Source organism: Psychrobacter sp. UBA6739, assembly GCF_002453835.1.
GTDB lineage: Bacteria > Pseudomonadota > Gammaproteobacteria > Pseudomonadales > Moraxellaceae > Psychrobacter > Psychrobacter immobilis_A.
This window is the reverse complement of the sequence record NZ_DKHR01000031.1, coordinates 14,597-29,255: the sequence shown is the minus strand read 5'-3', so window position 1 is coordinate 29,255 and position 14,659 is coordinate 14,597. Positions and strand designations below refer to the sequence as shown.

General features: G+C 41.7%; 10 protein-coding genes and 1 pseudogene. 1 reads left to right on the top strand and 10 read right to left on the bottom strand.

The genetic code is table 11. The features are described from left to right. Positions 1-313 precede the first annotated feature (313 nt). Positions 314-1,039: a pilus assembly FimT family protein gene (locus B2575_RS07515; RefSeq protein WP_296240950.1), complete on the top strand. Its 726-nt coding sequence runs from the start codon at positions 314-316 to the stop codon at positions 1,037-1,039. A 52-nt stretch (positions 1,040-1,091) separates the two neighbouring features. On the opposite strand, the pseudogene B2575_RS07510 reads toward B2575_RS07515, so the two are convergent. The 10 genes and pseudogenes from B2575_RS07510 to B2575_RS07465 all read right to left on the bottom strand — a co-directional run bounded on the left by B2575_RS07510 (position 1,092) and on the right by B2575_RS07465 (position 14,634). After that, positions 1,092-1,880: pseudogene (locus B2575_RS07510) on the bottom strand (pyridoxine 5'-phosphate synthase). Positions 1,881-1,998: 118 nt separating this feature from the next. After that, the gene (recO, locus tag B2575_RS07505) at positions 1,999-2,775 is read right to left on the bottom strand and encodes a DNA repair protein RecO (RefSeq protein WP_296240948.1); all 777 of its coding nucleotides are present in this window, start codon (positions 2,773-2,775) and stop codon (positions 1,999-2,001) included. Between the two features lie 56 nt (positions 2,776-2,831). Beyond that, positions 2,832-3,800, bottom strand: coding sequence for a GTPase Era (gene era / locus B2575_RS07500; RefSeq protein ID WP_250163685.1), 969 nt, complete (start codon positions 3,798-3,800; stop codon positions 2,832-2,834). A 361-nt stretch (positions 3,801-4,161) separates the two neighbouring features. Further along, complete coding sequence (gene rnc, locus B2575_RS07495) at positions 4,162-4,959, bottom strand: ribonuclease III (RefSeq protein ID WP_045443615.1); 798 nt, start codon at positions 4,957-4,959, stop codon at positions 4,162-4,164. 120 nt (positions 4,960-5,079) lie between these two features. Next, positions 5,080-5,472, bottom strand: a complete 393-nt coding sequence (locus B2575_RS07490; RefSeq protein WP_227678196.1) for a DUF4845 domain-containing protein — start codon at positions 5,470-5,472, stop codon at positions 5,080-5,082. A 146-nt stretch (positions 5,473-5,618) separates the two neighbouring features. Then, positions 5,619-6,521, bottom strand: coding sequence for a signal peptidase I (lepB, locus tag B2575_RS07485; protein ID WP_238048861.1), 903 nt, complete (start codon positions 6,519-6,521; stop codon positions 5,619-5,621). A 104-nt stretch (positions 6,522-6,625) separates the two neighbouring features. After that, on the bottom strand, positions 6,626-8,422 hold the full coding sequence (lepA, locus tag B2575_RS07480; protein WP_045443608.1) for a translation elongation factor 4: 1,797 nt from the start codon (positions 8,420-8,422) through the stop codon (positions 6,626-6,628). Between the two features lie 362 nt (positions 8,423-8,784). Further along, positions 8,785-10,029, bottom strand: coding sequence for a capsule biosynthesis protein (locus B2575_RS07475; protein WP_296240939.1), 1,245 nt, complete (start codon positions 10,027-10,029; stop codon positions 8,785-8,787). Between the two features lie 160 nt (positions 10,030-10,189). Beyond that, complete coding sequence (locus tag B2575_RS07470; protein WP_296240937.1) at positions 10,190-12,772, bottom strand: capsular polysaccharide biosynthesis protein; 2,583 nt, start codon at positions 12,770-12,772, stop codon at positions 10,190-10,192. Positions 12,773-12,852: 80 nt separating this feature from the next. Then, the gene (locus B2575_RS07465) at positions 12,853-14,634 is read right to left on the bottom strand and encodes a polysaccharide biosynthesis/export family protein (protein ID WP_296240935.1); all 1,782 of its coding nucleotides are present in this window, start codon (positions 14,632-14,634) and stop codon (positions 12,853-12,855) included. Positions 14,635-14,659 lie beyond the last annotated feature (25 nt).

Here is a 14,659-nt window from a genome sequence, read left to right as displayed (position 1 = left end):
TCTTTTGTATGTCAGTTCACAATAGATAGTAAACCTAACAGTATCTATTGTCTGGGCGTATTTTAGTACAGTTAGTATTTTTTCTCTATTATTAAAACCAGTCATTCACTAATTGAAACATTTTTTGACAGTAGACATATATTCTGTTTATATTATATCACTCAACATTATTTCATACATCATAAATCCGATCATTACTGCAAAATTTCACGAGCATATTGGCTCGATTTTAGGCAATGATTGGATTGAATAACATTTAAAGAAGCGAGACTGTTTTATTGAACTAAACTACTTATTATAGGTAACAAGCCTCATGGCATTGCTGCATAAAACATTATCAAGTTATAAAAAGCTCTCAGCATTTATGTTATGGGTTTTTACTTCAAATAAGCACAGGCTAGCTCAAAGCCGATTGATTCTTTATGTGTATCAAAGATATATAGTATCTCTCTATAAAAGAGCACCTAATACAAACAATATAACAGACTCAAGCACTGTTAATAGACATAACAAGGGTTTTACGCTGGTTGAACTTATCGTCACTGTATGTGTATTAGCAATTATAGTGACGATCGCAGCCCCAGTCATACGAACGCAATTAGCACGTATGGAAGCCAAACGGATTCAAAGTCAGTTAGAGAATTCTCTTGCCTTAGCCAAGGCTGAGAGTTATATCAGAAGACAGAATATCATTGTTTGCTTGTCTGATACTGGAGGCCGCTGCCATAGAGACAGCGATAAGACGCTTTTGTTATTCATAGATAAAAATGACAATAATCACTTTGATGCTCATGTAGATTCATTAGTCGTTCAGCAGTCTTTAAATCCTAAATACAGTAAGCTAAGTTTACGAGTTGGAAGTCGACGCCACTACACCAAATTTTGGGGTGATAGTGGCAAACCACGAGGACATTTTGGCCATATAAAATACTGTCCCATCGTTGCTTATAATGAAGCAATGTATCTAATATCATTTAACCAAGGAGGTATTATTAAACAAAAATTTAATGAAGATCATCCCACCGAATGTGACGAATAAGAAATTACTAATGGCATAAGTTACCACTCACATAAATTACCAATGATATTTTTTAATAGCTTTGTAGATCTGTATATATTGCTTCTTTCATCATAATGACGGCTTGCTCGAGTCCTACAAATACAGCGCCTGCAATGAATGCATGGTTAATATTCAACTTATAAATACCCTCAATTTTTGCGATAGCATTCACATTATCACATGTCAGACCATGATCTGCGTTAATTAAGAGCTTATTATCACTGCGTCGAGCAGTAGCAACAGCTTGCTTAATTCGTTTCAGCTCAGCATTTTGCATGTTCATATCGGCTACCAAGCTTGCCTCAGCATAAGCGCCTGATGTAACTCAACAGCATCAGCGCCACATTCTATAGCAGCAGCGATTTGCTTTTCTTCTGGGTCAATGAATAAAGAAACCTTTATACCTACCGCTTGTAACTTGCGAATATAGTCTGTCAACCAAGTGATCTGCCCTCCGACATCAAGACTGCCTTCTATTGTCAACTCTGCTCGTTTTTCAGATACTAAACATACCCAAAATTGTCTGACGTTCACAAGCAATCGCCAGCATCTCATTGGTAGCGGCGATCTCTAAATTCATTCTAGTCATCAACTACCCTGCTATCTCATAAACATCTGCGTCTTTAATATGACAACGATCTTCGCGTAGATGGATAGTAATACCATTTGCTCCCGCCTTCTCACATCAAAGAGCTTCGGCTAAAGGGCTTGGATAACTAACCCCACGCGCTTGACGTAAAGTTGCTACGTAATCAATGTTTACACTTAATAAAAGTTTTTGCAAAGGGTTGCTGGATAAAGGTAGCGAAGCAGTGGTCATAAGAATTTTTTTTGATAACGAAAACCAATTGACTGATAAACGGTATAAGAATATGAAACTTTAGACAGTCTCAGTAGCAATCGGATTGGTTATAGCACTTTGAGGATGGTACTATTATTTATTGGTAACGCTGTTGCTGCTGCCACAGTAGGCGGCTTTGCAATGGTTGATAATCCAGTAAATGGTCAATAAGCTGTCGATGCATTTTTGACCAATTATTTAAGGTTTTGTCAGTAATACCTAACTGCGTCATCGCAATGATATCAGTACCTTTGAAAAAAATTTGCCCCATAGTATTATCTAAATGCTCAGTCTGTATATCATTCTGCAAGACAGGCACTAAACCAACATCAGGTAAAAAACGATAAGAATCGTCAGGCTGAATGATGTTTTCAACACTATCGTGAGTCAACATTAAGCTAAAACCCAACTCATTGAATAAATGCTGCTCAAATTGGCGCAAGCACAACCGTAATTCGTTGGCGCTCAGAGGTCGCCTAAGCTGAGACAGACTGTCCTGATAATGTAGCCATAATACTGGCATTGGATCTTCAGTCGACAACAACCGCCATAGTATTTCGTTTAAATACAACGCCGCATATTGATGTTGACCTGTAATATTTTCGTAGGGCAGTGCTTCTAAAACAGTGGCAATGCCATCATCTTTTGCTATGCCTGTTTGAGTTGCGTGTTGCGATGCAATATTGATCTGACTAAACGTTTTTAAATCCCGTTTACCAGTGGAAAAGAGCTGCAATGGCATGAACAATGGCGCGCCTTTTTTCCCAATACCATGAATCACGCCATGTTGCTGAGAAAACAGATAATATAAGGCGCGCTTTTCTTGATAAGGACGCTGATGCAATAAATAACCGATTAACGCTTCGTTACGCATTTTTTATCACCTCAGCATCGAGCATATAGAAAAGTGATTAAAGCGCTATTCTTCAATCAATATCCTAAGCTAGTCAATGCACGTTCGTCATCAGACCAGCCACGTTTCACTTTCACCCACAGTGTCAGCATAATCTTTTTATCAAACAGCTGCTCCATATCTTCACGAGCATCCATACCCACTTGCTTAATACGCTGACCTTTATCACCAATCACAATGGCTTTTTGACCACTACGTTCAACATAAATAGTCGCATCGATGAAAGTACAAGCCTTACGTGGACGCCCTGTTTTTGGATCAGTGTGCGCAGGCTCATCTTTGAACCCATCAATCTGTACAGTTAGGTCATATGGCACTTCGTCACCAGCGCTACGCATGATTTTTTCGCGGATGATTTCACTGGCTAAGAAACGTTCTGAGCGGTCAGTAATTTGCTCGGTATCATAGATAGGGGCAGCAATAGGAAGATGCGAAGCAATCACTTCTTGTAGACGATCTAGGTTTTTGTTTTTTAAGGCAGATACTGGTACGATATCGGCAAAATCAAAACTGTCATTAAACGTCTCAATCAGCGGCAACACGCTGCCTTTATCTTTTAAGGTATCAGATTTATTAATAACTAATACTACATTTAAATTGGTATCGCCAAGCTTTTGTAAAACCAACAAATCATCATCACGCCATTGATCTGAATCAACAACGAATAACACTAAATCAACATCTACTAATGCAGATACCGCGGCTTTATTCATACGCTCATTAATAGCACGTACTTCATTGCGATGAATACCCGGCGTGTCAACGAATACTGCCTGCATCTCATGATTTGACAAAATACCGTGGATACGGTGACGAGTCGTTTGCGGCTTACGTGATGTAATAGACAGCTTTTGACCCAATAAGTGATTCATCAAAGTCGATTTACCAACGTTTGGACGTCCAACGATCGCGACATAACCCGCTTTAAAATCATCAGCAATACCTGCATGACTACTAGTAGGGGCAAAGAATTCTTCAATTGCCATATCGTTGTCTACAGTAGTATCTTCTGCTTGATTGATGCCATCGTTAGTAGTATCGATATTATCTTGGTTTTGATTCAATTCTGTGTTTTCGGTCATATTTTTGGCATTATCTTCATCATTGGATGGCAAGTCAGTACGATTGCTCATAGGTTAATCCTATAGAATTTATATCCAGTCAAATGGTGCTTAATGATGTATTGGCTGTATCAGCACTAAAAAAGCAAAACCATCATCGGCTGGGAAGTATTTAAGGTTTTGAAATGTGTGACGTTTACGCTAATTCAAATAAACGATTCTTAAAACGTCACTTAACATATATTGTCAAAAAAAGTGGTATGTGCGATCCATAGGTTAATCCTAGTTAGGATCGCTTTTTAGCTGAGCTCGGCAGCTTATGCAATTGGTTAATCATTAGTTCTGCTGCTTTTTGTTCAGCGATACGGCGGCTCTCACCAGATTCAGTAATATCAGCACAGTTATTGATATTAACATGGCAACGTACAACAAAAATTTGATGCGGCGCGTTACCACGTGTTTCCATTAGCTCATAATGTGGCAGATCAAATTGCTTAGATTGTAGCCACTCTTGCAATCGACTCTTGGCATCTTTTAAGGCTTTTTGGTCATTAACGTTGTCAATCAAATCACCATACCATGAGAGAACACAATCGCGAGTAATATCCAAATCTTGGCTGTCTAAATAAATAGCACCAATCAAAGACTCCACGGCATCAGCCAATATAGAAGCGCGATTGCGCCCACCACCTTTACGCTCACCTATCCCTAATATCAGATGGTTAGAGAGCTCTAAGTTTTGCGCAATAATGACCAATGATTCTTGACGTACCAAGGTGGCACGCATACGAGTCAAGCGACCCTCATTTTGGCTAGGATAGCGATGATATAAAGCCTCACCCACAATCATTCCTAACAGAGCGTCTCCTAAAAACTCTAAACGCTCATAATTTTTTTTGCTATCAAATGAGCGGTGTGTCAACGCAAGTTTGGGGAGACTCAAGTCCTTAAACACATAGCCTAACTTGCGTGTTAATACGGCTAACTGCTGAATAAATTCTGAGCTAACAATCAGCGTGTCGACAGACGTGCTATTTTGTTGAGGAGTAGTAATCGCTTGGGAATGCTGCAAAGTTGGTTTCATGCGTGGCTTGTGGTTATCCCTTCTGTTTTACTGATTTGGTTAGTAATAGTATGGATTAATGAATATTATAAAGACATTCAGAGATTAAAAAGTTTAAGAGTGATCTAACATTCTTTTTAGTTACTCTGCTGTTGTCATATCGATATCACCTTCGAAGCGATTGACGATATCAACATTACCAAAGAAATTGTTGGTGACTGCATATTCTTTACGAATAGCCAATTGTCCCGTCTTTTTATCAATAAAAGTAAATACGTCTTCCGCCTGAGTATCATAATCAGCATTAATAGATAGCTGTCTATTAACACGCTCGACAAACTGCTTGGCCGTCTCATTATTATTATTTGCTTCCTTAAGCTGTGCGCTTAAGGTCTTGGTCAATTGATAATCACCGATCTGAGCAGGTACGATAGCAACCATCAATTTGGCAGCAACTCCTAACACAAGAATAATTAAAACGATACTCGTTACGCTAGCACCACGCTGTGTGGCGATTCCAGATAATTGCTGCACTATGATATCCCTCTACTGGTAAACAACTATTTTTTAGGAGCTACCGAAATACTAGGTAGCCGTTTATTAGATAGCAACAATATTAGCATAAAACTATTATCGATAAATCAACCAATAGAGCGTCTCATAATCTTAATTACATAATCTTAATCAATAGTACCATTGCGTTCAAAGGTTGGTAAATTAAGTCCGGGTGGCTTATGCATCCAGATATAAACCGCTTTACCCGCTAAATTCTCATCAGGAACAAAACCCCAGAACCGACCATCAGCACTACGATCGCGGTTATCGCCCATCACAAAATACTGACCTTCTGGAACGCTAATACGCCATTTAGTACCTGCTGAGCTAACCACTTCTGGCGATTGCTGCTGCAAAAATGGTGCATATTGAGAGCTATTCATACCATTCAAGTAACGAACAAGATGCTTGTTTTCACCTTGTGTTTCCTGAAAGTATTGCGCCTCACCCTCTTCTTGCTCACCCATCACTGCCGCACTGTCTTCGGTCAGTACTTGCCCTGGACCGATTTGTCCTGGTAAATAAAGCTGTGAGGTCAACTCAGGGTTCGCCGCAAAATCGATAGGCTTAGTGTCAACTGGGACATCATTGATAGAAAGTGTCCCTTGATCATAACTAACAGTATCACCAGGCAAACCAATGACACGCTTAATATAATAAATACTTGGGTTTTCAGGATAGCGGAATACCGCCACATCACCATGCTCAGGCGCGCCCGTATCCAGCACTTTGTTATACGTCAGCGGTAGGCGCACCCCGTAGGCATACTTATTAACCGCAATAAAATCGCCCGTATATAATGTCGGCACCATAGAAGATGAAGGGATATTAAAAGGCTCAATCAAAAACGAGCGTACTATTAACACCACTGCCAATACGGGGAAAAAATCGTAAGCCCAGCGTACCAAGAGACTTTCTTGACCACGCCCGCGAGTTTTACGCTGTTTCAGGGTCAGCTTATCTAATAGCCAAATAATACCCAAACCAATGGTTAATGGTACTAAAATTAAATTAAAATCAAAATCCATACTCAATTGCCTATTAACGAGCGACTTATCTGGCTATCTATACTATCAACTGCGCCACTAATTACACCAACAAAACTATCGTTGACCAGTCAATTAGTAATGACTTACTCAACCTGCAATACCGCTAAGAAGGCTTCTTGTGGAATCTCCACATTACCGACTTGCTTCATACGTTTCTTACCCGCTTTTTGCTTAGACAATAGCTTTTTCTTACGCGACACATCACCGCCATAACACTTAGCCAAGACGTCTTTACGCATGGCTTTCACCGTACTACGCCCAATAATTTGGCTACCAATCGCGGCCTGAATTGCCACATCAAACATCTGACGCGGAATCAACTCTTTCATCTTAGTCACCAACGCATTACCACGATAGCGCGATTGGGTTTCATGCACAATCATGGCCAGCGCATCGACTTTTTCGCCATTGATTAATACATCTACTTTAACCAATTTATCGACTTGATAACGCTCAAAATTATAGTCAAGTGAGGCAAAACCGCGCGAAACGGATTTTAGACGGTCAAAGAAGTCCATGACCACCTCTCCCATCGGAATATCAAAGATCAGCTGTACTTGACGACCCATAAAACGCATATCTACCTGTACGCCGCGGCGCTCGATACAAAGCGTCATGACATTACCTAAGTAATCTTGCGGTACTAAAATCTGACAGCGGGCAATGGGCTCACGGAACTCTTCAATATTATTCGGCTCAGGGAGTCTTGATGGATTATCAACATACATGATATCGCCATTTTTCTTGACGATCTCGTAGATAACGGATGGCGCAGTAGTAATCAAATCCAAGTCATATTCACGCTCTAAACGCTCTTGGATAATCTCCATGTGCAGCATACCAAGGAAACCACAACGGAAACCAAAGCCTAGTGCATCTGAGGTATCAGGCTCGAAGAACAATGACGCATCGTTGATTTGTAGCTTTTGCAGCGCTTCACGGAATTTTTCAAAATCAGTAGAATCAACAGGGAACATACCGGCATAGACTTGCGGAGTAATCTGTTTAAAACCTGGAATACGCTCAACGTCTGGCGTTTTGGCGTGGGTAATCGTATCACCCACTGGCGCGCCAGCGATATCTTTGATACCAGCAATAATAAAACCGACTTCACCCGCCTCCAAGATACCCGTATCGACAGGCTTGGGCGTAAAGACACCGATCGAGCCGACTAAATGCGACTCTTTGGTTGATTTGATATAAAGTTTATCACCTTTTCGGATAGTACCTTCACGTACCCGAACTAAAGACACAACGCCTAGATAGTTATCAAACCAAGAGTCAATAATCAATGCTTGTAGTGGCGCCTCACGATCACCAGTCGGTGCAGGGATAAATTCAACCAATGCTTCTAGTAATTTATCAACGCCCAAACCCGATTTAGCAGAAACTCGTGGCGCATCAACTGCGTCAATACCAATGATGTCTTCAATCTCTTGAATAACGCGTTCTGGCTCGACTTGTGGCAAATCAATTTTATTTAATACCGCCATGACTTCTAGACCCTGATCAACGGCAGTATAGCAGTTGGCCACTGACTGAGCTTCCACCCCTTGCGCGGCATCAACAACCAATAGCGCGCCTTCACAAGCGGCTAGTGAACGCGACACCTCATATGAGAAGTCAACGTGTCCTGGAGTATCGATAAAGTTGAGCTGATAGCGCTCACCATTAGGATGATCGTAGAATAAGGTTACCGACTGCGCTTTAATGGTGATACCGCGCTCACGCTCAATATCCATGGAGTCAAGTACTTGCGCCTGCATCTCGCGATCTTGCAAGGCACCGCACATTTGAATAAAACGATCAGCAAGCGTCGACTTGCCATGATCAATGTGGGCAATGATTGAAAAGTTACGAATATTTGCTAATGCAGTCACAAAGCGCCTACTAAATTAAGGGTGATAGAATAATAAAATTAAGAAATAAATGCTGTCAGGCGCAACCGCTAAAATAGCTGTCCATCATTAAGGGAGCAATAACAAGAGAAAATAATTAGAATCAGCTTATTTGCCAATATTATCATCTCCAATCAACCGCTCAGGACGTCAACTCTTACGCGCAGGCATGAAAGAGTATTCTAGCAGTTTTCTACCATAAAGTAAGGCGATTTTATTAGCAGAGGGAGGATTTACAAGTGAAGTTACGAGCGGATAACTGTACAGATAGAAAGCGAGCCGCTTGATAGCACCTTACTTACTTCAACAAGACTCATGCTAACTGGATATGAACAATCAATAATCTACTGAGGGGTATTGGTTTTGGACAGATCCCTCTCTATGGGTTCACATCCTGCGCTATGCAGATATTTATGCATCCATGGTGACTTACCGTAAAAAGCCCCGTTGATTTGAGTTTGCTCTATCAAGTATTCACGGAATCTAAGATAAAACTCATTATCTGGGCGGTTAGGTCGTTGCCAAAACTCATTCAGTGGTTTTTGGTCTATCAGTTTCGGCGTATCATAAATCGCGCGACCCATGATCTTGGTAGGTTTTTTATGATATACCGATTGCAACCCTGTCGTGCTATTGATGGTCACCATCCCAATACTGTGTTTCATCAAGGTTGGCAGGTGCATGTCGCAACCATAAAACACACGATCCGCCACTTGATAGCGTCTAGCCAAGCTAGATACCAGCTCGCGATAATCTCGATGACCACGATCTAACGGATGATGCTTAAATACCAGTAATTGCGGCTTATCAGCATACTCTGCAAAGCTGGCAATAGACTCATCAATAAACTGCACCACATCATGATAGTCACTATGATGGGTAATCTGCGAGTCATTATGCACTTGTAAACTAATCAAAAAATAATTATCACTTTGTTCTTTGGTCAGCTTATTTTGCAATTGCTTATCAGGTAAATACCCTCGCAATTTACGCCATGGTGCTTTGAGCCAAGCGATTGCTTCTTGCCACGCTGTCATACCGCGATAGTGCGAATAATGCGGATAGCGACTTTTGTACACCCAAACGATAATATAGTAGACAATCGCAGCGATACTCAAACGATAAAAACGATTATGAGTATACAGTGGTTTATCATTGGCTTTTTTGAGCGCTTTAATATCTGCCGTATTTAAGCGCGAATAGCCATTAATGCCATATTCTTGCAATGTAATGTAATCGGGACGCAAGTAGCCTTCTTCAAATACAAAAAAAGAGGTGCCCAACTGCTCACTGATATAAGCAGCTTGGGTGTGATGCGGACGACAATCACCAAAACAGACAATCGCATCAATGCTATTTTCTTCAATGAAAGCCTGCAACCAAGAAGAGAACTGCGCTAACGTATCGGTATATTCATAGGTATTATCATGATGATAAAAAAATGCATCACCTGCATTAAAGTTAATCTTACTAACCTTAATATTTTGAGTTTGCAGAAATGTCGAAAAACGGTTGAAGAATCCGCCCATCTTTCCTTGTAACAGCAAGACGTGTCGATGAGTAAGCAAGTGAGACATCGAAGCTGCCATAGTATTGAATTACCATTAATGAGAAGATGAAGAATAAAATCGAGAGTATTTATTAAATAACTTGAATATTAAGCCGTGTAAATACACACTAATCATCACTGATTATACCGAAAAAGCCCCTACTTGTCGCAATGGATTTGCGTCACAAGTTTAGAATAAACTAACGAGATAATTTACGCAGGCGCTGCTGCCATTGATGACGCTGCTGCATAAAACGAGTAGTCATTTGGCGTTTAAAATTTTCAGGTAGCGTTGATAAAACTGAAGTCGCATGGTTAATCGAGCTATTTATAGGGCTGGATATTTGAGCTTGAGATTCTGCATTATGAATATCTTTAAGCAAAGGAGCGCTTTTAGGAGGGTATAAATAGTCAATCACTTGCTCTACTTGTGCAAGCCCATAGCCATTAGGTAAACGATATAAGGGATAGTGAATAAGCGCACAATATAATAATTGCTCAAGCGTTAATGCAGTGTCGCGTTTTCGTCTCTCTAAATAGTCAGCTTTCGGTGAAAACTGGGCATCAATATCTGCCGTTAACCCCCAACCAGCATAAAACGGTAAGCCGTAGCAAGTAACGTCTAAACCGCGCAGCAACGCCTCAAAGCCAGTCAATGAGCTAATCGTATGTACTTCATCAACACACTCTAAGCAATCAGGCATCGCGGTATCATAGGCGACGGCACTGACCTGCTGTAAAAACTCTGCGCTAACCTTACCAGCCCTTAGTCCTGCTTCAACGTCAGGATGCGGCTTATAAATAAGATAAGCCTCAGGATTATCTTGGCATACACGCTCAATCAAGCCGCTGTTGGTTTTGATCGTCGAGCCGCAGTACTGCACCGATAAATCATCTTCGACTTGACCGATGATAAGCAGACGGCGCTTGCCAGATACTCTAGCCTCATGCATCCAAGAAGTATGCTGGTTATTGGCACTGGCGACATCAGCTCCAACATTGTATTTACTCACCCGCTGATTCAGCAATTTATCTTGCAGCTGTTGTACACGGACACTTTGCTGTGGGTTCAGTGCTTGACAATGGCGTAGCAACGTCTCTAAATCTGAAGGCTGGGTCGCATCATAATAAATACCTTGCTTGTCTATGACGACCGACAACGGTGCTAACAACGTCGCGCCCAAACCATTTGAGCGGATAAATCCATCTTCCATACAGTATATAGACGGTATGGACAAATGTGGCTGTCTCTCAAGCTTACGCTGTAATTTATTTTGTACTTGCTGGCGTTTAGCCAAACCCCACGCTAGTAGAGGCTGCTGATAATCAACACGAAAATGATCAGGATGCAATAAATTCTTGAGACGTGGCTTGGGTTTGATAAATAATGTCGTACGCGGTAGATTCGTAAAAGCTTTTACAAATGGTAATTTCCAGCGACTAAATTCATATATCGTGAGATCCCCTTCAAGGCGCGCTTGCCAATATCGATTAGTCACTAGCCATTCTATCGCTGTATCAATATCACAGGCTTGCTTGGTGGCTGGATCTACATAACGACTATAATCTATATAGGCGCTATAAAATAACGTTTCTAACGTTGCAGATGTTTTTTTAGCAAATGATGTAGGAAACAACGCAGGATTTGAGTGTCCCCTAGACTCTAGCTGTTTGCTGACAAGTTTTTGACGACGTTTTTCGACCGCTTTAAGCAGATTTTTGGGTGCGCCGCTGTCATCAGTTAGACCCCAGCCACTATACCAGTTGACCCCGAAGCAATGTACTGTTTTACCTAACATCAACCCTTCAAAGCCCATATGGGAGCTGACCGTATAAACATGGTCAACTTGCTCTAATAGCTCGATAGGATTGAGCGCTTGAGTTAATAACCGAACCTGCTTAGGTAGTTTTAAACGAGTCAGGTATCCCGATTTTGATGCAGGATGTGCCTTTATCCAAATATGGGCATGAGGATGATTACGACACGCAGATGTTAACATCTTCTTAAACTGACGTTTATCCGCGCCCGCACCGGTGATAGAAGCATCACCAACCACTTGGTCAATCAATAAAACATGCGATTTCAATGGATCTGCTGTTGTATTAACGCCGTCTTCATTTATCAATTTATTCAAGGACGGACAATCGATCACTGTGTTATATTTACTGAGCTGCTCATTACAAATACGTGCAATCAATTGCCTCGCGTGCGCGTCATCTATTTCGTGATTATTAGGCGTAGTAGCATTTTTAGTACGCTCAATAATCAGCCGCTCAAGGCGTGAGTCATGCGTCATATCAAAATAAATACCAAGGTCATCAACGACGACACTCAGGCCATGACGGCTACCAATACCAGAATCTAATGAGCGCAAAAAGCCATCTTCAACACTCAATGTCTCAAGCTTTTGCCGCTTAGCCACTTTATTAGCTCGTTGATAACTTTTTTTACGACCCCAACCGATAAAGGCATCGGGTTGCTGAAAAGAGAGAGAGGAACTGGACAAATGAGTTATCTGATTTTTTATCATATTTGGTAATGGTAATGCAGACAGTAAAAGCGTTTTACCTGCATTGATACGTTGCGGTATACCTGACCACGGATACCAGCGCTGAATATCTGCTTGCAATACCTGGGACAAAAGTACATTGTTTTGACGCATACCCTTACCAATGACTGCCAAATGCTGTGGCAATTGGTATTGGGATGATGGCAAAAGCAGGGCATTATCAGAGTGAGAGGTCACTGCCACATTGACATCATCTGCCGCACTTTTTGCCATTTTTAACACCCTTATTCATTACTTTTGCATCTATCTATGCAGATGACTTTTTCTCTTGTTATACAACTTTTCAATAATGGTTATAAATCGAGAACCACTTTAGCAGCAATGGCCAACTGATAAACAATTTGCGATAAGCCACGAGCAATTTCTACGCGCTTGGTTTTGACTTTTGGTAATACCATAATCTCATCGCCTTGCTGGATACGGTAAGCGGTATTGACCACCTCACTGGCGCCATTTTGATGGATAATCAAGATTTCTTTAACATCAGCATTGTCAGAGAAACCGCCTGAATTGGCAACATAATCACCAACGGTATAATCTGGGTTGAAGGTCAGCGCGCCTTGTGCTCGTACTTGACCATTAACGGTAATGACAGACGTTTGCGCAGGTATCTCAATGATATCACCTTGCTGTAAGATAATATCCTGCCACGAATTCGGGACGACAACAATTTGACCCGTCGTTTTAACATTACGCGCTTTGGCAACAAACTGCTTAACCAACGCTGCATCGTCTTGACGCAGTGCTGCTTCTTCACGAGTGGTTGACTGCGTGGCAAGCGTCAGCTCTTCTAAACGATCGAGCGACTCATTAATCATGCGTTTTTGTTGCTCAGCAACAGACTCACGATAAATGGTCAGATGAGTCAGTTTAGCGAGTGGGCTTGGCTGTAGCTGTGGCACGATGTCCTTTAAGCGAGCACCATATGGTACAACCATGGCACCATTACCCGTATGCGCACCTTTTACTTGCACCGCAATTGTGCCCGCATAGCGATCGGAAGTAACTACCATCTGATCACCATTATAAACAGGCACGTTTTGAGCTTCTGCTAACGAGTAATATTCTGCCGTCTGCGCGCGTCCTGCACTACGAGTGATACTAACGTTGGTCGCATTTGCTGCTGGATTGGCCACTTGCAATACATCACCAATGGTCAGATCGTTCACGTCAAATTCAAAAGTATATTCGTTTTGGACTTGACCGCCTACTTCAAAGGTTTTTTTCTGCGGCGCGACCGTAATCACATCACCATCACGAAAAGAGAATGCTTGTAATTTACCCGCCAGTAAAAAATCATACAGGTTGACTTGCTGTAGCATTTGCCCATTACGTTTGATTTGAATATCAATATAACTACCACGAGTCGGATCAACACCGCCCGCTCTATCCAAATAAGACAATACGGAATCTGCTGCTAAACCGCCGTAATAACCAGGTTGTTTAACGAAACCTGTTACAAATACTTTTACTGGCTGTGCTTGCTCTAATGAGGCATAAACGCCAACGTTCGAGCGATAAATACGACTGACAGCACTTTTTACCACATTTTGCAGACTGCCATTTTGCACACCTGAGACACGTACTGGACCGATATTTGGCAAGAAAATATTGCCTTGTGGGTCGACGGTCATGGTAGCAGCATATTGATAAGCGCCCCACATCCGTACTTGGACGTTATCACCCGGGTTGATCACGTAACTGTCATTAAAGGTAGAGCCAGAGGTGGTCGAAAATGCTCCACGGAAGAGCTGCTCACCAAACATCATGTCTTGCGTGTTGATTTCTTGATAGGGGCGCGTGGTATTGATGACTGACTGACTTGGCAAACTTGAGGCATTAACCGCTTCTTGCGGGGTCGCTTGTCCTGATACACCACCTGCAAATGCCTGTGTTGAGACATTGATGTTATTGCGGTTTTGGTCTTGACTCATGCTGTTATTGCTGGTGCCAAAGCTAGATCCTGAGATTTGATCCGCATAACTGCCTGCTGCTAGCGCGGGCACACTACTGGCTGCCATGGCCAAACTTAACACTTTTATCACGGTCACAAGAGGACGTGGTTTCATATTCATGAGTGGTATTCCTTTGCTGATCTAT

Excerpts from the sequence above, each read along its gene's own strand:
- recO (WP_296240948.1), bottom strand. The coding sequence starts at position 2,775 with ATGCGTAACGAAGCGTTAATCGGTTATTTATTGCATCAGCGTCCTTAT.
- B2575_RS07475 (WP_296240939.1), bottom strand. The coding sequence starts at position 10,029 with ATGGCAGCTTCGATGTCTCACTTGCTTACTCATCGACACGTCTTGCTG.
- lepB (WP_238048861.1), bottom strand. The coding sequence starts at position 6,521 with ATGGATTTTGATTTTAATTTAATTTTAGTACCATTAACCATTGGTTTG.
- rnc (WP_045443615.1), bottom strand. The coding sequence starts at position 4,959 with ATGAAACCAACTTTGCAGCATTCCCAAGCGATTACTACTCCTCAACAA.
- B2575_RS07465 (WP_296240935.1), bottom strand. The coding sequence starts at position 14,634 with ATGAATATGAAACCACGTCCTCTTGTGACCGTGATAAAAGTGTTAAGT.
- B2575_RS07515 (WP_296240950.1), top strand. The coding sequence starts at position 314 with ATGGCATTGCTGCATAAAACATTATCAAGTTATAAAAAGCTCTCAGCA.
- era (WP_250163685.1), bottom strand. The coding sequence starts at position 3,800 with ATGGCAATTGAAGAATTCTTTGCCCCTACTAGTAGTCATGCAGGTATT.
- B2575_RS07470 (WP_296240937.1), bottom strand. The coding sequence starts at position 12,772 with ATGGCAAAAAGTGCGGCAGATGATGTCAATGTGGCAGTGACCTCTCAC.